Below are 17,809 nucleotides of genomic sequence, written 5' to 3'. Positions count from 1 at the left end.
GCAAAAAGTCACATCGAGGCGGACGGGCTTGTTGGCTTGGCAGGGCAAGATGAAGCCTGAGCCCAGGAATCAGAGGAAGACCTTGGCCGCCTGGACATGCAAACGACGACATGCTGAAGCTGGAAGACATCAAGACGGATCTGGCGATCAACGGAATCGTTCCTGATCGAGTCATCTCCGTGCTGTTCACACGGCCTGCGGGACCTGACTCGATCACGGTCTATTTCAGCGAGCCGGGGGGAAAGCTGGTGGAGCAACTGCTCTTCCGCGCAGATGAGCCGAACTTGTCCGTCGCCACATCCGGACGCCCCTGGGCTTTCGATGCTCCGGGGGAATCGTTCAAGCTGGCCACCGAGGCCTGGCGCATCAATCTGGCGCACCTGTTCGATCCGATGATGGCGGTCCACACCTCCAACGTCGAGCCGTTGCCGCACCAGATCACGGCGGTCTACGAGTCGATGCTGTCGCGGCAGCCTCTGCGCTACGTTCTAGCGGACGACCCGGGCGCTGGAAAGACCATCATGGCGGGGCTGCTGATCCGCGAGCTGCTGATGCGGGCTGATGCACGCCGGGTCCTGATCGTGGCGCCCGGCAGTCTGGTTGAGCAGTGGCAGGATGAAATGGCCGAGAAGTTCGGTCTGGACTTCACCCTGTTCAGCCGCGAGATGGTCGAACAGAGCCGGGGGAACGCGTTCGATGATGCGGACCTGATGGTGGCCCGCGTCGATCAGCTGGCGCGCAGCACTGAACTGCAGGACAAGCTGCGCCTGACACGCTGGGACCTGGTGGTGGTCGATGAAGCGCACAAGCTCTCGGCCAACTATTTCGGCAACAAGATCAACAAGACCCGGCGCTTCCAGCTCGGCGAATTGCTCGGCGCGACGACGCGCCATTTCCTGCTGATGACCGCCACGCCGCACAACGGCAAGGAAGAGGACTTCCAGCTTTTCATGAGCCTGCTGGATGCCGACCGCTTCTACGGCAAGTTCCGCGACAAGGCTCACAAGGTCGATGTCACCGACCTGATGCGGCGCATGGTCAAGGAAGACCTGCTGAAGTTTGACGGCACGCCGCTGTTCCCCGAGCGGCGGGCACTCACGGTCAACTACACCCTATCCGGCCTGGAGAGCGCGCTCTACGAAGGCGTCACGGCCTACGTCAAGGAAGAGATGAACCGCGCCGACCAGCTGCAGGATGGCGGTCGCAAAGGCACGGTAGGCTTCGCACTGACTTCCCTGCAGCGGCGACTGGCCTCCAGCCCAGAGGCCATCTACCAGTCGCTCAAGCGGCGGCGCGCACGTCTGATGCAGCGGGTCGAAGAAGAGACGCTGCGCGCCCGTGGTGCCTCGTCCCGCCGATCCCTGGCGGAAACGCTGCCTGTCGAGGACAGTCTGCGGGCCAGCTCACCCGAGGACATCTGGGAATCGGCCGACGCGCTCACGCCCGAGGACTACGAGGCCTTTGAGGAATCCGTGGTCGATCAGGCGACTGCCGCCCGCACCCTCGTCGAATTGCAAGCCGAGATCGTCAGCCTGCAGTCCCTGGAGGAACAGGCCCGCCAGGTGGTGCATTCGAGCCAGGACCGCAAGTGGGATGAGCTGTCGCGCCTGCTGCAGGACACGCCCGAGATGCGAGACGCCGACGGCCGCCAGCGCAAGCTCATCATCTTCACCGAGCACAAGGACACGCTGAACTACCTGGCCGTGAAGATCCGCGGCCTGATCGGCACGGATGAGTCGGTGGTGATGATCCATGGCGGCGTCAAGCGCGAGGATCGCCGCCAGGTGCAGGAGCTGTTTCGCAACGATCCAGTCGTGCGTGTGCTGCTGGCCACCGATGCGGCAGGCGAAGGCGTGAATCTGCAGAACGCCAATCTGATGGTCAACTACGACCTGCCGTGGAACCCGAACCGGCTGGAGCAGCGCTTCGGCCGCATCCACCGCATCGGTCAGACCGAGGTCTGCCATCTCTGGAACCTGGTGGCCAAGGAGACGCGTGAAGGTGCCGTTTTCCAACGCCTGTTCGAGAAGCTGGAGATCGAGCGCGTGGCGCTCAAGGGGCGCGTGTTCGACATCCTGGGCGAGGTGTTCGAGGACCGCAGCCTCAAGGATCTGCTGATCGACGCCATTCGCTACGGCGATGACCCTGAGGTGCGTGCCCGGCTGCACCGCCAGGTCGATGGAGCCCTGGATACCGCCCACCTGGAAGCCATCATCCAGCGCAACGCCCTGTGCGATGAGGTGATGGACGCGCGGCGTCTGTTCGCGTTGAAGGAGGAGATGGAAAAGGCCGAGGCGCGCAAGCTGCAGCCCTACTTCATCCGTGCGTTCTTCAGCCAGGCCTTCCAGCAGCTCGGTGGCGACCTGCGCGCCCGCGAGACCGGCCGCTGGGAAATCACCAACGTGCCCGCCGAGATCCGCGAGCGCGACCGACAGATCAGCGGCCGCGACCGCCGCCATCTGGCCCCCGTGCTGCGCCGCTACGAGCGTGTGTGCTTCGAGAAGGGCCATGTGCGCATGGTCGGCCGCCCCAACGCCGCCACGGCCAGCCTGATCCACCCGGCCCATCCGCTGATGCAGGCGGTGACCGACCTGATGCTGGAGCGTCACCGCCCCCTGCTCAAGCAGGGGGCCGTTCTGATCGATCCGGCCGACTTCGGGCTGACACCCCGGGTGCTGTTCATCATCGACCACGCGGTACGAGAGGGAGCAGACCCGGATCGCATCGCTTCGCGCCGGCTGCAGTTCGTCGAGATCGATCCACAGGGCCACGCCATCCACGCCGGCTGGGCGCCGCATCTGGATCTGCAGGCTGCTGACGCGGCAGACTTGGCGCTCGTCCCGGATGTGCTGGCCGCACCGTGGATCGCCCGTGATCTGGAGCAGCTCGCTCTGGCTCATGCCTCGGCCCGTCTGGCACCCGAGCATTTCAACGAGGTGCGCCAGCACCGCGAGGCCCAGATCGACAAGACCCTGGCAGCCGTGCATGAACGGCTGGTCAAGGAGATCAACCACTGGTCGGATCGCTACATCAAGCTCAGGGAAGACAAGGCCGCCGGCAAGGACGTGCGCCTGCCACTGGAGAACGTGCAGCGCACCCTCGATGAGCTCTCCGCCCGCAGGCGTGCGCGGGAGCAGGAACTGCTGGCCCAGCGCCATGTGGTCTCGGCCACTCCGGTGGTGGTGGGCGGCGCGCTGGTGATTCCGGCCGGTCTGCTGATGCAGCGCCGGGGGGAGCCCGGCTGGAGTCCTGATGCGGCCGCTCGCTCACGGGTGGAGCAGTTGGCGATGCAGGCCGTCATGGCGGCCGAGCGTGCCCTGGGCCACGAGGTGATCGACGTTTCGACCGAGAAGTGCGGCTGGGACATCACGGCCATCCCGCCGGCCGTGAACGGCCGCCTTCCCGAGGTGCGCCACATCGAAGTGAAGGGCCGTGCCAAGGGCAGCAGCACCATCACCGTGACCAGGAACGAAGTGCTCTACGCGCTGAACCAGCAGGACAAGTTCTGGCTGGCCATCGTGCTGGTCGGCGAGGGTGACAGCGTGGACGGGCCGCATTACATTCGGCGGCCCTTCACGCGGGAGCCGGACTGGGCGGTGACGAGCGTGAATCTGGATTTGAATGAACTCCTCAAGAGAAGCAGCCCATGCGCTTGAACAAAATCGAACTCCAAAACTTCCGCTGCTTTTCGTCGCTGAGCATTGATCTGCATAAGCAGTTGACGGTGTTGGTGGCGCCCAACGGTGGAGGCAAAACCTCGGTGTTGGATGCGGCGCGCATTGCGTTGTGGCCCTTCGTCAAGGGCTTTGACCTGGGCAGCCAAACCGGCAAGAGCGCCACCATTCAAGTGACGGATGTGCGGCGCCAATGGATGGAGGGCGGCACGATGGAGGGGCAGGTTCCCGCCGTGATCCGTGCCACTGGAGAGTGGGAGCGGGAAAGCACGGATGAACCCCCATGGGAGCAATTCCGCGAGAGCTTGCGCCCAGGCACCAATACGCGCGGGGATGCGACCACACGAGCTTTCACGGCCTATGGCAAGCAGTTAGAACGCCAAGTTCGTGCGGGGGCCGATGTTACGCTGCCGCTGGTTTCTTATTTGGGCACATCGCGGCTGTGGTTTGAGGGGCGCTTTAGCTCGGAGGCTCGGGATGTGGTGCTGGATGTTTCCGAGTTTTCACGCACATCAGGTTATTTGAACTGCTTGTCTTATTCTTCCAGTTTCAAGGCGTTTGCGGCTTGGTATGGGTGGGTTTTTAGAAGCTACCGTGAAATTCAGAGCTTCATGCAAGAAGGGCGGACGCTATCGCCCAACGATGGGCGTTTTGAAACCATCATTGGCGTCATTAAGTCGGCCATCAATGCATTGGTTCAAGAACCAACGGGGTGGCGTGATCTGGAGTATAGAGCCAGCCTGGGACAGCAACTGGTGATGCAGCATGATCAACTCGGATTGATGCCGGTTGAAGATTTGAGTGATGGTTTGCGCAATGCCATTTCCCTGGTGGCCGATTTGGCATTCCGGGCGTGCAAACTCAACCCCCATTTAGGGGTAGAAGCTGCACGGCAAACCCCAGGTGTGGTGCTGATTGATGAAGTGGATATGTTTTTGCACCCTTCATGGCAGCAAACCATTTTGGGTTCACTGATGGAAGCTTTCCAACAAATTCAATTCATCGTCACCACCCACAGCCCGCAAGTTCTCTCCAGCATTGACGCAGCGTGCATCCGTCGTTTGCATGAAGAACTTGATCCAGAAACTGGGCAACGCAACATCACAGTCAGTAAAGTTAATCAGCAAACCCGGGGGGTTGCCAGTTCGGATTTGCTGGCTGAGATCATGGGAGTCGATCCCATTCCGAACATCCATGAAGCACGCTGGGTTTCAGATTACCACGCACTGATTCAGCAAAACCTTCATCCAACAAATGCTGGTTTGGCTTTGCGTGCCCAGCTTGAAAACCACTTTGGCGCTAACCATCCCGTCATGCGGGAGTGCGAGCGCATGATCCGTTTACAAACCTTCAAACAAAGGCTGCCACGCCGGGTCGCAGGGGAAGAGCAAGATGCACAAGCTTAATCGAGACCCAGCCATCCCTGGCGGACTGCAAAATTACCGACATGGTCAAGACCAATGGAGCGACACCTGCCCAAACGCTGACGAGAGGGGCGATATTTGGAACAGTTTTGGTCAGATGCAAGGGTGGCGGTGCGCTTATTGCGAGACAGATGTCAGTGACACCACCAAACGACACATTGAGCATTTCCGCCAGCGATCACGCCATCCTCAGGGAACTTTTGATTGGCACAACCTGTTTGGCTCTTGCAATCGCGCTGGAACCTGTGGGGATCACAAAGACAAGTGCGGCAACTATCCGCATGAAGTGCTGATTAAACCCGATGTGGAAGACCCTGAGAATTTTCTCTTGTTTTTGCCGAATGGTACGGTGTGCCCAAGAAATGGTCTATCAGACGAGGAGCGACATCGGGCAGAGGAAACCATAAGGATCCTCAAACTCGATGGCGCACTGAATCAAATCCGCCGTGAGGCGGTTCGCCACTACATCAAGACCGCAGAAGCGTTTGCGGAAATGGCGCAGGAATACCCAGAGAACGAATGGCTGCCTGAACTTGAGAATGAAATAATCCGAACATCACACCTGCCATTTGCAACGGCCATCAAACACGTTTTATCGAATCAATCGGCTTAATAAAAATAAGTATGACCGCTCCCATCAAATCCCCCAAAAAACTCATCGAAGTCGCGCTGCCGTTGGATGCGATCAACGCCGCCTCGGCGCGGGAAAAATCCATCCGCCACGGCCATCCGAGCACGCTGCATTTGTGGTGGGCGCGTCGGCCGCTGGCGGCGGCGCGGGCGGTGATCTTTGCGCAGATGGTGAACGACCCGGGCGGTGAGCGCGGCTACTTCGCTGGCATGACCAAGGCGCAGGCCGCGGCCAAGCGCGAAGAGCTGTTCAAGATCATCGAAGACCTGGTGCAGTGGGAGAACACCAACAACGAGGCCGTGTTGGAGCGCGCCCGCGCTGCCATCCGCGAGAGCTGGGTGGAGACCTGCCGGCTGAACAAGGGGCATCCGCAGGCGGCCGAGTTGTTCAACCCGGAGAAGCTGCCGGCCTTTCACGATCCGTTTGCGGGCGGTGGGGCGCTGCCGCTGGAGGCGCAGCGCCTGGGGCTGGAGAGCTGGGCGAGCGATTTGAACCCGGTGGCGGTGACGATCAACAAGGCGATGATCGAGATTCCGCCCAAGTTTGCGGGCCGTGCGCCGGTAGGGCCGCGTCTGGCGGAGGACAAGCAGGCCAGGTTTGGTGAGGACTGGAGCGGCGCCAAGGGCTTGGCCGAGGACGTGCGGCGCTACGGCGCTTGGATGCGGGCTGAAGCCGAGAAGCGCATCGGCCACCTGTACCCGAAGATCGAGGTGACGGCCGAGATGGTGGCCAACCCCGCCAACCCCCGGCCTGATTTGCGGCCGTATTTGGGCGAAAAGCTGACGGTGATTGCCTGGCTGTGGGCGCGCACGGTGAAAAGCCCGAACCCGGCGTTTGCCGAGGTGGAGGTGCCGCTGGCTTCGACGTTTGTGCTGTCCAGCAAGGAGGGCAAGCAGGCTTATGTGCGGCCGGTGGTGGAGGGCGGGGATTACCGCTTCACGGTGCAGGTGGGTGAGCCGGATGAGGCGGCCGAGGCTGGCACCAAGGCCAAAGGTCGCGGCGCGAATTTCCTGTGCCTGATGTCTGGAACGCCGATCAGTGGTGACTACATCAAGGCCGAAGGGCAAGCCGGGCGCATGGGCGCGCGGTTGATGGCCATCGTCGCTGAAGGTCAGCGCGGGCGGGTGTATCTAACGCCGACAGACGAGCATGAATCTATCGCAGCTAACACTACGCCGACTTGGAAACCCGATGTCGAGTTTTTCCAACAGGCTCTCGGATTTCGCGTTGGTAACTACGGAATGACGCGCTGGAGCGACCTGTTCACCCCCCGCCAACTCGTCGCGCTAACCACCTTCTCCGATCTGGTGCAGGACGCCATCGCCCGCTGCCGGCAGGATGCGCTGGCGGCTGGGATGGCGGATGACGGGGTGGGGTTGGATGCGGGAGGAAGTGGGGCGGCGGCGTATGCAGAAGCCGTGGGGGTGTATTTGGCGCTGGCTTTGAGCCGCCTAACGGATATTTGTAACTCTCTATGTCGATGGGAAATCACGAAAACGCAAGTCCGAAATCTATTTGGTCGTCAGGCCATTCCCATGATTTGGGACTTTGCCGAAAACAATGTATTTGGCGCGGCAGCTGGGGATTACATCATCAGCCTGGGAAACCTTGTCAGGGCGATCTTGGAGCTTCCCGCTCAACAAGAAGGCCATGCAGTCCACAGTGACGCTCAATCACAGGGTGTCAGCCAGCAAAAACTTGTCTCAACCGATCCTCCCTACTACGACAACATCGGCTACGCCGACCTATCCGACTTTTTCTACGTCTGGCTGCGCAAAAGCCTGAAACCCATTTACCCCGGTCTTTACGCCACCCTGGCGGTGCCCAAGGCCGAAGAACTGGTGGCCACGCCTTACCGCCACGGCAACAAAGACAAAGCCGAAAAATTCTTCCTCGACGGCATGACCAAGGCCATGCACAACCTAGCCGAAAAAGCGCACCCGGCCTTTCCTGTCACCATCTACTACGCCTTTAAGCAGAGTGAGACGGCAGGTGATTCTGGTACCTCTAGCACCGGGTGGGAAACCTTCCTGCAAGCGGTGCTAGACGCCGGTTTTGCCATTACTGGTACCTGGCCGATGCGTACCGAGCTGGGCAATCGCATGCGAAGCTCGGATTCGAACGCCCTGGCCTCCAGCATCGTGCTCGTCTGCCGTCAACGCGCCCACGACGCCCCCACCATCGGCCGCCGCGCCTTCATCCGCGAGCTGAACGCCGCCCTGCCCGACGCCCTGGACGAAATGACCCGAGGCGGCGTCAACTGCCCCGTCGCCCCCGTGGACTTGAGCCAAGCCATCATCGGCCCCGGCATGGCCATCTTCAGCCAATACAGCGCGGTGCTCGAAGCCGACGGCAGCGAGATGAGCGTGAAAACCGCGCTGCAGCTGATCAACCGCTTCTTGGCCGAAGACGACTTCGACCACGACACGCAGTTCTGCCTGGCCTGGTTTGAGCAGCTGGGCTGGGCCACCGGCAAGTTTGGCGAGGCCGACGTGCTGGCCCGCGCCAAAGGCACCAGCGTCAACGGCCTGAACGAGGCTGGCGTGCTGGAAAGCAGCGGCGGCAATCTGCGCCTGCTGCGCTGGGCCGAGCTGGATGCCGGCTGGTCGCCCGAGGACGACGCCCGCACCCCGGTGTGGGAGGCGCTGCACCAGCTGATCCGCGCCCTCAACAAGGACGGCGAGTCCGCCGCCGGCGCCCTGCTGGCGCGCATGCCCGCCCGCGCCGAGCCGATCCGATCGCTCGCCTACCGCCTCTACACCCTGTGCGAGCGCCAGGGCTGGGCCGAGGATGCGCGGGCCTACAACGAGCTGGTGGCGGCGTGGGGCAGCGTGGAGGCGGCGGCCGCAGAATCGGGGCCGGTGGGGCAGCAGACCACCATGGACTGGTGAGCGAGAGGAAGCCGCAATGCAGATCGAGAGCCTGTCGCTGAAGAACTTCAAGAGCCTGCGGGATGTGCGCATCACCGAGCTGCCGCGGCTGTGCGTGGTGGTAGGCGCCAACGGCACCGGCAAGACGACGCTGTTCAGCGTGTTCGGCCTGCTCAAGGACAGCATGCTGCACGGCGTGCGCCCGGCCTTGCAGAGCCGGGGCGGGTTTGCCGAAGTGCTGTCGCGCGGCGTGGCACGCACCGAGCCGATCGAGATCGAGATCAAGTTCCGCGTGGACATCGCCGGCGTGAACCGGCTCGTGACCTACTGGCTGGTGATCGGCGAGCAGAAGGGCCGACCGGTGGTGCTGCGCGAGGTGCTGCGCTACAAGCGCGGCGCCAGTGGCAAGCCGTTCCACTTCATCGACTTCCGGCTCGGCGAAGGCTACGCCATCACCAACGAGGAAGACTTCAATCGCCCGGACGAGGAACTGGAGCGCGAGGAGCAGAAGGTCTCCCCCGACACGCTGGCCATCAGCGGGCTGGGGCAGTTCCAGCGCTTCAAGGCCGCCAATGCCTTCCGGCAGATGATCGAGAGCTGGCACGTCTCCGACTTCCACATCAATCTGGCGCGCGGCAGCAAGGACGCGATCGGCATCGACGACCACCTCTCGGTCACGGGCGACAACCTGCAGCTGGTGGCGCGCAACCTCTACGAGAACCACCCGGATCTCTTCGCGCAGGTGCTCGACCGCATGAAGCACCGCGTGCCGGGTGTCAGCGAGGTCACGCCGAAGCTGACCGAAGACGGCAGGTTGCTGCTGCAGTTTCGCGATGGGGCGTTCGTCGATCCGTTCATCGACCGGTTCGTCTCGGACGGCACGCTCAAGATGTTCGCCTATCTGCTGCTGCTGCACGACCCGACGCCGCATCCGCTGCTGTGCATCGAGGAGCCCGAGAACCAGCTCTACCCGACCCTGCTGTGGGAGCTGGCCGAGGAGTTCCGGGCCTACGCGCAGCGCGGTGGCCAGGTGATCGTCTCGACCCACTCGCCGGACTTCCTCAACGCCCTGCGACTTGACGAGGTGTTCTGGCTGACCAAGCAGGCCGGCTACACCCAGGTCAAGCGCGCGCGCGACGACGCCCAGCTGGCCGCCTACATGGCCGAAGGCGATCAGCTCGGCTATCTGTGGAAGCAGGGCTTCTTCACGGGAGTCGATCCGGCATGAGCACGCTGGTCTTCTGTCTGGAAGAGCCCTCGGCCCGGGCGATGCTGCAGGGCCTGTTGCCCCGTCTGCTGCCGCCCGGGGTGCAGGTCCAGTACATCGTCTTCGAGGGCAAGCAGGACATGCACAAGCGGCTGACACATCGCTTGAAGCATTGGCTGGCACCTGACTCGTGCTTCGTGGTGCTGCGCGATCAAGACAGCTCGGATTGCCGTCTGCTCAAGCAGGAACTGCGCTTGCTGTGCGAGGCCGCCGGTCGGTCTCAGGCGCTGGTTCGCATCGCCTGTCACGAGCTGGAGACGTTCTATCTGGGTGATCTGGCGGCGGTCGAGCAAGGGCTCGAGTTGCGCGGACTGGCGAAACAGCAGGCGTCCAGCAAGTTCAAGACCCCGGACCGTCTGGCCAATCCAGCCGAAGAGCTCGACAAGCTGACCAAGTCCCGCTACCAGAAACTGGCAGGTTCACGTGCGATCGGGCCCCACCTTCGAATCGACGGCCGCAACACTTCTGCCAGTTTTTGCGCACTCATCGACGGCTTGAAACGCCTGTCTATCTGATCAAAGTTCTGTTTGCTCTCAGGATACGGCGCAGTTCCACGATGGGACTTCAAAACGACGCCGAGGAAACGTTGTCATGACTCTGAAACCCTGGCGCGAGATCGCCGTCCCCCACGAAGACGTGCTCAAGGGCACCTTCGCCCAAGCCGAGTTCGCCGCCGACATCTCGCGCGTGCATGCCGGCACCGCCACGGCCGAGTACCAGAACCCGGCGCTGTTCTTCCAGCGCACCTTCATCACCGAGGGCATGCGTCTGCTGCTGGACTCGGTGGTCAAGCGCCTGTCGGGTCGGGGCGGTGACCCGGTCATCCAGCTGCAGACGGCCTTTGGCGGCGGCAAGACGCACACGATGCTGGCGGTCTACCACCTGGCCAGCGCCAAGGCGCCCGCCAGCGACATGCCCGGCGTCTCGGCCATCCTGGACGTTGCCGGCGTGGCCGAGCTGCCACACGCGCGCATCGCGGTGCTGGACGGCATCAAGTCCTCGCCCAACCAGCCCGTGAGCCACGGCGGCGTGACCGTGCGCACGCTGTGGGGCGACCTGGCCTGGCAGCTGGGCGGTGCGGATGGCTACGCCCTGGTGGCCGATGCAGACGCCTCGGGCACCTCGCCGGGCAAGGCTGTGCTGGAGACGCTGTTGGCGCGTTATGCGCCCTGCGTGATCCTTATCGACGAGCTGGTGGCCTACGTGCGCCAGTTCGAGGAAGGCAAGGCACTGACGGGCGGCACCTTCGATTCCAACCTCAGCTTCATCCAGGCCCTGACCGAAGCGCTGAAGGCCGTGCCCACGGCCGTGCTGCTGGCCTCGCTGCCGGAGTCGGACAAGGAAGCCGGTAGCCAACGCGGCGTGAAAGCGCTGGCCGCCCTGGCGCACTACTTCGGCCGGGTGCAGGCGCTGTGGAAGCCGGTGGCCACCGAAGAGGCTTTCGAGATCGTGCGCCGTCGCCTGTTCAGCCAGATCGGCGACCGGCTGGCCGCTGAGAGCGTGTGCCGCGCCTTCGCCGACTACTACGTCGCCCACAAGGACGACCTGCCGCGTGAGACGCAGGAAGGCCGCTACTACGAGCGCCTGCTGCACGCCTACCCAATCCACCCCGAGGTGTTCGACCGGCTGTACGAGGACTGGTCGTCGCTGGACAACTTCCAGCGCACCCGTGGCGTGCTGAAGCTGATGGCCAAGGTCATCCACCGGCTGTGGAAGGACGACAACAAGGACCCGCTGATCATGCCGGGCAGCCTGCCCGTCTACGATGCCGACACCCGCAACGACATCATCTACTACCTGCCCCAGGGCTGGGACCCGGTGCTGGAACGCGACGTGGACGGCGAGCGCGCCGAGACCACCGGCATCGAGAACCAGGACACCCGCCTGGGCGCGGTGCAGGCCTGCCGCCGCACGGCGCGGGCCATCTTCCTGGGCAGCGCGCCAAGCACGGCCAACCAGGTGGTGCGCGGGCTGGAGCTGGAGCGTGTGGTGCTGGGTGTGGCCATCCCCGGCCAGCAGCTGGGCGTCTACAAGGACGCGCTGCGCCGCCTGGGTGACCGCTTGCACTACCTGAACAGCGGCGGCAACCGCTTCTGGTTCGACACCCGGCCCAATCTGCGCCGGGAGATGGAGGACCGCAAGCGCCGCTTCCAGGACAAGGAGGACGTGTTCCCGGCCATCCAGGACCGCGTGCGCAAGAGCCTGGCCACGGGCATGTTCACCGGCACCCACGTGTTCACCGGCAGTGGCGATGTGCCCGACGACTGGGCGCTGCGCCTCGTGGTGCTGGCACCTGACGCGGGCTTCAGCCGCAGCGGCACCAACCTCGCCGTTGATCGCGCCAACGAGATCCTGAAGAACCGCGGCGAGTCACCCCGCCAGAAGCAGAACCGCCTGATCTTCATAGCGGCGGACTACGACAACGTGTCCCGCCTGCGCGACCAGGTGCGCTCCATGCTGGCGTGGCAGTCGATCGTCAGCGACGGCAAGGATGGGAAGCTGAACCTGGACGGCATCCAGACCAAGCAGGCGCAGAAAGGACTTGATGACGCCAACGACGCGCTGCGTCGCATGATGCGCGAGACCTACAAGTGGCTGCTGGCGCCGGTGCAAGAAGCCCGCCCCGGCAAGGGCCTGAGCGAGGTGCAGTGGGAGCACTTCCCGCTGAACCCGGGCGCGGCCAACGCGTCGCAGGAAATCGAGCGCGTGATGAAGGAGAACGAACTCCTGATCACCGAATGGTCCCCGATCCACATGGCCGCCATGCTGCGCCAGTGGTTCTGGAAGGATGGGCAGCCCGAGGCCAACGCCCTGGAGGTCTGGCAGAAGACCTGCCAGTACCTGTACCTGCCGCGGCTGAAGGACGACCAGATCTTCCAACTGACCGTGGGCGCGGGCGTCGAGAGCCAGGACTTCTTCGCCGTGGCTCAAGGCAAGTCCGAGGGGCGCTACCTGGGCTTCGTCTACGGCAAGCGCAGCACCATCATCCTGGATGCCAGCCTGCTGCTGATCGCGCCGCCGGCTGCCCAGGCCTATGCCGAGAAGCTGCGCGCTGAAGAAGAGGCTGCCCGCAAGACCACTCCGACGCATCCGCCTGCACCGGCCCCCAGCGGAACGAACACCGGTACGCCATCCCCTGCCGTCAAAGAAGGCACGTCAGGGTATGGAGCCACCGGCGGCTCCACGGGCGCCCCGACGCCCCAACCCGCAGCACCCAAGCGCCGCTTCTACGGCAGCATTGACCTCGACCCCACCCTGGCCAAGAAGCAGTTCGCCGACATCGTTGACGAGGTGGTTCAGCAGTTCACCGCCAAGCACGGCGTGAAGGTGCGCATCTCGATCGAGCTCGAGGCAGAGGCGCCCGTCGGGTTTGACGATGGTGTGCAACGCGCGGTGAACGAGAACTGCAAGGTGCTGCGCTTCAACTCTGCCGAGTTCGAGTCCGATCAGTGACGGGGCCTGCCGCCATCCCCGCGGTGCCCAAGGCGCTGGTCTTGCAGGGGGAGCTTACGAGCGGTAGGAAAAATCAGCCCCGCTTGAGCGACACCGCGAACCTCAGCAGCTCCGCATCCGTTGCGTCACCCGGCCACAGCACGCTTGCCAGCCACCGGTTGAAGGTGCTGCCCGCAATGCGGCTGTCGATGCCGTCCTTTCGCCAGGCCTTGGCCACCGGAATGACCACGTGTGGCAGTCGCTCGATCTCGAAGCGGGAGACGTAGGCATCTTGCTCGGAGACACCCATCGCCAGAAATCGGGTGCGTGCCATCGTGGCTTGGTGCTGGTTCCAGTCCTCCCTGAGCTGTCTCAACCGTTCTTCCATGCTGAGCTCAGGCCCGGGATGGATTGCCAGACGGGTTTCAGGCACGGCCGGAGCGGATACGGCGCTTGCCGTGCCCTCGCTTGTGCGCTCGCGTGCTGGCAAGCCAGGATACTTTTTCTTCACGGCCGTGCGCAGATAGGCTGCAGGCGACTTCAGTGGTGGAAGAGCCGCGTTCTGCATCCGTTCAGTGACGTGATCGAGTGCGGCACGAAGCAGCGTTTCATCCGTCGCAGCGTAGAAATCTTGCGCATCCCTGGGCTTGAAACCCAGGCTCACGAGCTGTTCGATAAGTGCCAAGTCCAGCACGCAGGCCAGAGGCACTGGGGAGGATCGGCTGTCAGCAGGCTGTTCTCCCTTGGGAAGAATCTTGAACTGCAGCTCCTCGACCTTGCGCCCCCGCTTGTGTTCAACGACTTCCATCCGGAAGTCCTCGCTGAGGGTGTCCAGCTCAGCCAGCGCTTTCTTGATCGTGTCGCGGTGAAGGATGCGGTAGTCGACCTTGACGATGTCGCTGCGCCCCGTCAGGACGGAGGCCCACCACAGCACGTCCTCGCGCATGGTCAGCCGCGTTGGCGATGAGAGATAGCGTGCCCCCAGCTCGTACAGCACGGAGGCTGCGTAGCTGCGCATCTGCGAGCTGATCTCGAGGAGGATGCGTGTGTAGTGCGCAGGCCTGATCAGGTGTTCACGTATCGGATCGGGATAGGTCCACGAAATATGACACGGCCGCCCGCGGCCTGGATCGTCGATTGAGACCGTTCCAAGCAGCTGCGTCGAGGTCCATCTGCGTGTGCCACCCACACTGGTGTGCCACTCGATGGTGGTGGCTTGCATGTCACGAATGTGCGACTTCAGGATCTCGGTGTTGTTCGAGTTGAAGCGTGCGTCCTTGATGAGTTCAGCCAGTGGCAGGCAGTAGGTCGGCTTGTCGACACCCTGCCTTTGTGCGTGAAACAGGAAGACGTTGTAAATGCGACGCGACAGCAGCGTCAGTTTCCCGCGCTTTGGACGGATGGCGATGGCTTCGTTGGCCTTGGCAACAGCCTGCTCCTTCTCTTTCGGATCGGTCGCGTCATGCACAGTCCCATCAGCCAAGCTTGGGTTGCCACAGTCGGTCTGATGCACGAGATCAAAGGAGCGTTGCAAAGGTAAGCGCGCTAGCTTGTCGGCGAACTGTGAGCTTGTCAATTCACATCTCTCTTTCGCCATTGCCTGGTGGCGGAGGTGTGGTCCAAAGGCCATGTCACAGGACGGAGTCTTTTGTTCACATCAACAACGCGAGGATCCCCATGGGGACTCCTCTTGATAGATTGAAATACAAGACTTGAATACTTGAAGATTTGAAGAGCCAAAAAAACGTTTTAGATCAAAGACTTACGTGTCTTTTGTGGAGTGGATATGGGATTGTCGCGGAGAGTCTGTGGGAGACTCGCTGAGAGCTTCTGGGGATCTTGGTGGCTTTTGCGGAGAGCTTCTGGGGTAGTTCCGGAGTGGATATGGGGATCTGGGGTGTCCGAAGCGGAGGTCCGTGAGGCTGGTCACTTGCCTCCGTTTGGAACCAATCCGGCGGCCGTCCTGGCTCATCCGGGATCCCCATAAAGTCTCCTGAAAAAGTGCGGTCCCCAAATTGTCTCACCGTTTTCCAAATCTTGTTGCGCTGATGCGTTGAAACGAGGGTGGAAAAAAGTAGACTGTCCGGGAAGCAACAAGACTGCCCTCATGACCTCCCCAAAAGTCGCTCGAACCCTGTCCGCAGAGGCTGGCAACCAGGTTGCCAGCGACCCTCTCCTCTCTGTGTCTCCTCGTCATCTGATCGACATGCAGCGCATTCATGCGATCTCTGCGCGTGCCTCAAGCATGGTCGAGCAGATCCGCGGACGGCTGCTTGCGCCGGAGTCGCGCAAGGTGGCGCCGGTGTTCTCGACGGCTCAGGTCGCGGCGCTGTGCGGTGTGGACAAGCCGCATGTGAACTACCGTGTCACCAAGGGTGACCTGCCGTCAGGCAAGCTCACGCCCAACGGAGGCAAGCGGGAGTTCTCTCTGACCGAGGCCCGGATCTGGGCCCGCACCTACCGCAAGGACAAGATGCGGCCGCGTGGTCAGCCGGCGCTGTGCATTGCGGTGGCCAACTTCAAGGGCGGCGTTTCGAAGACCACCAGCGCGATGATCCTGGCCCAGGGCCTGAGCATGCGGGGCCACCGAGTGCTTGCCATCGACATCGATCCGCAAGGCTCGCTGACCACCCTGCATGGCATCCTGCCCGAGACCGAGGTCAGCGAGGACATGACCATCGCGCCGCTGTGCCACGGCGCCAGCGATGACATCACCCCGGCGATCCGATCGACCTACTGGGATGGCATCGATCTGGTGGCGGCTGCGCCGTTTCTCTTCTCGGCCGAGTTCGCGCTGCCGGCTCGCCAGATGAGCGACTCGTCCGTGCGTTTCTGGGATGTGCTGAACCAGGGGTTGGAGTCGGTCCGCGATCTGTATGACGTCATCATCATCGACACCCCGCCCTCGCTGTCCTACGTGACGATCAACGGGCTGTGGGCGGCGGACGGCGTGGTGGTGCCGGTGCCGCCGTCCGGGCTCGACTTCGCCAGCTCGGCGCAGTTCTGGGCACTGTTGTCGGACCTGGGCGCCAGCCTGGACGAGCAGGAGCCGGAAGACGCCCGCAAGGCCTTCGATTTCCTGCACATCCTGCTGAGTCGGGTGGATCACACCGACACTGCCTCGCCTGCGGTGCGTCAGTGGATCCAGGCGACCTATGGCGAGTATGTGCTGCCGGTCGAGATCCCGAAGACCTCGGTCACAAGCAACAAGGCGGCTGAGTTCGCGACGGTCTACGACATCCAGAAGTACGAAGGTGCGGTCAAGACCTACAAGCGTGCGCTCGATGCCTATGACCGCTTCGTCGATCTGGTCGAGGAGTCGCTGGTCGAGGCCTGGCGCGCACGCCGCGCGGCGGTCTGAGTCACTGTGGCAACCCGGTTGCCAGTCAGCCAGTCAGTTAGCAAGAGAACAACGACATGAGCACGAAGTCGAAGCTGCAGTCCGTCACCGACAGCCTGCGGGCACTCACGGGCAACTCTCCCCTCCTCCCTGCTGCTGCGCCCATCGGGCCGCGGCAGGACGATGCACCGGCCGTTCCGGCTGCGCAGCCGGCCCCGGCGGGGACTCAGTTTCCGCCCGTGGTGCCCCGCAGCGTGCCGCGCACCGGTCCGGGCCAGATGCTGCAGTTCCGTGGCCAGATGCTGGCGACCGAGAGCGAGATCAGCCGCCTCAAGGAACAGCTGAGCGCTTACGACGGTGCTGCGGTCACGCGTCGGCTGGACACGGCGCAGATCGTGCCCAGCCGCTGGGCCAACCGACACGCGGACGCCTTTGCCAATCCGGCCTTCCAGAGCCTGAAGCGCGACATCCAGCAGGCCGGCGGCAATGTCCAGCCCATCCTGGTCCGGCCGCTCGTGGATCAGCCGGACCGCTATGAGCTGGTCTTCGGGCATCGGCGTCACCGCGCCTGCGCCGAGCTGGGCCTGCCGGTGCTGGCGACCGTGGAAACGCAAGCGCTGTCGGATGCGGACCTGTTCGCGATGATGGACCGCGAGAACCGCGAGCGTGCGGACCTGTCGCCCTACGAGCAGGGGATGATGTACCGGCGTGCGCTGGATCAGGGGCTGTACCTGTCAAACCGCCGCTTGGCCGATGCGCTGGGGGTGTCGCACACCTGGGTGGCGAACGTGCTGCTGGTGGCCGATCTGCCGGCGGCCGTGATCGATTGCTTTGCCTCGCCGACGACGATCACGCACCGGCATGCCAAGACGCTGACGGCGGCCCTGGATGCCGACCCCAAGGGCGTGCTGCGCCGGGCCGAGCGCCTGCGTCTGCAAGAGCGCGTGCTTGGGGCTGCGGCGGTGGTGGCCGAGCTGGTCGGCGCGGCGGCGGATGAAGTGCGATCGGCCGGTCAGCTGCTCCGAGGTGACGGGCGATCGACGGGGCGCTGGAGCCAGGACCGTGACGGTCGCATGTACATCCAGATCGATGCCAGCGCTCTGGGCGGCGCGATGACGCCGGAAGCCCTGGCGGCAGCCGTGGCCCGGCTGCTTGATTCCGTCTGATACTG

The 17,809-nt window shown here is 63.3% G+C and carries 10 protein-coding genes; 9 read left to right on the top strand and 1 reads right to left on the bottom strand.

What is annotated here, in order from left to right; all coding sequences use genetic code 11:
• The first annotated feature begins 110 nt into the window (after positions 1–110).
• The 7 genes from HNQ01_RS20685 (at position 111) to HNQ01_RS20655 (ending at position 13,319) form a co-directional block, all read left to right on the top strand.
• The gene (locus tag HNQ01_RS20685) at positions 111–3,656 is read left to right on the top strand and encodes a helicase-related protein (protein ID WP_173807409.1); all 3,546 of its coding nucleotides are present in this window, start codon (positions 111–113) and stop codon (positions 3,654–3,656) included.
• Complete coding sequence (locus tag HNQ01_RS20680; RefSeq protein WP_173807408.1) at positions 3,647–5,080, top strand: AAA family ATPase; 1,434 nt, start codon at positions 3,647–3,649, stop codon at positions 5,078–5,080. The genes HNQ01_RS20685 and HNQ01_RS20680 overlap by 10 nt, the downstream gene beginning before the upstream one ends.
• Positions 5,067–5,711, top strand: coding sequence for a retron Ec78 anti-phage system effector HNH endonuclease PtuB (gene ptuB, locus HNQ01_RS20675; protein WP_173807407.1), 645 nt, complete (start codon positions 5,067–5,069; stop codon positions 5,709–5,711). The genes HNQ01_RS20680 and ptuB overlap by 14 nt, the downstream gene beginning before the upstream one ends.
• Positions 5,712–5,722: 11 nt before the next feature.
• The gene (locus tag HNQ01_RS20670) at positions 5,723–8,620 is read left to right on the top strand and encodes a DUF1156 domain-containing protein (RefSeq protein WP_173807406.1); all 2,898 of its coding nucleotides are present in this window, start codon (positions 5,723–5,725) and stop codon (positions 8,618–8,620) included.
• A gap of 16 nt (positions 8,621–8,636) precedes the next feature.
• Positions 8,637–9,827 carry an AAA family ATPase gene (locus HNQ01_RS20665; RefSeq protein ID WP_173807405.1) on the top strand — a complete coding sequence of 397 codons (1,191 nt, stop codon included), beginning with the start codon at positions 8,637–8,639 and terminating at the stop codon, positions 9,825–9,827.
• The gene (locus HNQ01_RS20660) at positions 9,824–10,381 is read left to right on the top strand and encodes a DUF4276 family protein (protein WP_173807404.1); all 558 of its coding nucleotides are present in this window, start codon (positions 9,824–9,826) and stop codon (positions 10,379–10,381) included. Before HNQ01_RS20665 ends, HNQ01_RS20660 begins: the two co-directional genes overlap by 4 nt.
• A gap of 76 nt (positions 10,382–10,457) precedes the next feature.
• A complete protein-coding gene (locus tag HNQ01_RS20655; RefSeq protein ID WP_173807403.1) occupies positions 10,458–13,319 on the top strand; it encodes an ATP-binding protein in 2,862 nt (953 codons plus the stop codon).
• 73 nt (positions 13,320–13,392) lie between these two features.
• Here HNQ01_RS20655 and HNQ01_RS20650 read toward each other — a convergent pair whose 3' ends face one another.
• Complete coding sequence (locus HNQ01_RS20650) at positions 13,393–14,811, bottom strand: replication initiation protein (RefSeq protein ID WP_353621751.1); 1,419 nt, start codon at positions 14,809–14,811, stop codon at positions 13,393–13,395.
• Positions 14,812–15,405: 594 nt separating this feature from the next.
• Here HNQ01_RS20650 and HNQ01_RS20645 point away from each other — a divergent pair.
• Positions 15,406–16,659, top strand: a complete 1,254-nt coding sequence (locus tag HNQ01_RS20645) for an AAA family ATPase (protein ID WP_217427635.1) — start codon at positions 15,406–15,408, stop codon at positions 16,657–16,659.
• Between the two features lie 56 nt (positions 16,660–16,715).
• Positions 16,716–17,804 carry a ParB/RepB/Spo0J family partition protein gene (locus tag HNQ01_RS20640; RefSeq protein ID WP_173807401.1) on the top strand — a complete coding sequence of 363 codons (1,089 nt, stop codon included), beginning with the start codon at positions 16,716–16,718 and terminating at the stop codon, positions 17,802–17,804.
• The last annotated feature ends 5 nt before the right edge of the window (positions 17,805–17,809 follow it).

This window comes from Sphaerotilus uruguayifluvii, assembly GCF_013294065.1.
Classification (GTDB): domain Bacteria; phylum Pseudomonadota; class Gammaproteobacteria; order Burkholderiales; family Burkholderiaceae_C; genus Sphaerotilus; species Sphaerotilus uruguayifluvii.
The sequence above is the reverse complement of the archived record's forward strand: the minus strand, read 5'-3'. Positions and strand labels throughout refer to the sequence as shown.

Coding starts and splice junctions, on each gene's coding strand:
- HNQ01_RS20665 (WP_173807405.1), top strand. CDS start 8,637: ATGCAGATCGAGAGCCTGTCGCTGAAGAACTTCAAGAGCCTGCGGGAT.
- HNQ01_RS20655 (WP_173807403.1), top strand. CDS start 10,458: ATGACTCTGAAACCCTGGCGCGAGATCGCCGTCCCCCACGAAGACGTG.
- ptuB (WP_173807407.1), top strand. CDS start 5,067: ATGCACAAGCTTAATCGAGACCCAGCCATCCCTGGCGGACTGCAAAAT.
- HNQ01_RS20645 (WP_217427635.1), top strand. CDS start 15,406: ATGACCTCCCCAAAAGTCGCTCGAACCCTGTCCGCAGAGGCTGGCAAC.
- HNQ01_RS20670 (WP_173807406.1), top strand. CDS start 5,723: ATGACCGCTCCCATCAAATCCCCCAAAAAACTCATCGAAGTCGCGCTG.
- HNQ01_RS20640 (WP_173807401.1), top strand. CDS start 16,716: ATGAGCACGAAGTCGAAGCTGCAGTCCGTCACCGACAGCCTGCGGGCA.
- HNQ01_RS20660 (WP_173807404.1), top strand. CDS start 9,824: ATGAGCACGCTGGTCTTCTGTCTGGAAGAGCCCTCGGCCCGGGCGATG.
- HNQ01_RS20680 (WP_173807408.1), top strand. CDS start 3,647: ATGCGCTTGAACAAAATCGAACTCCAAAACTTCCGCTGCTTTTCGTCG.
- HNQ01_RS20685 (WP_173807409.1), top strand. CDS start 111: ATGCTGAAGCTGGAAGACATCAAGACGGATCTGGCGATCAACGGAATC.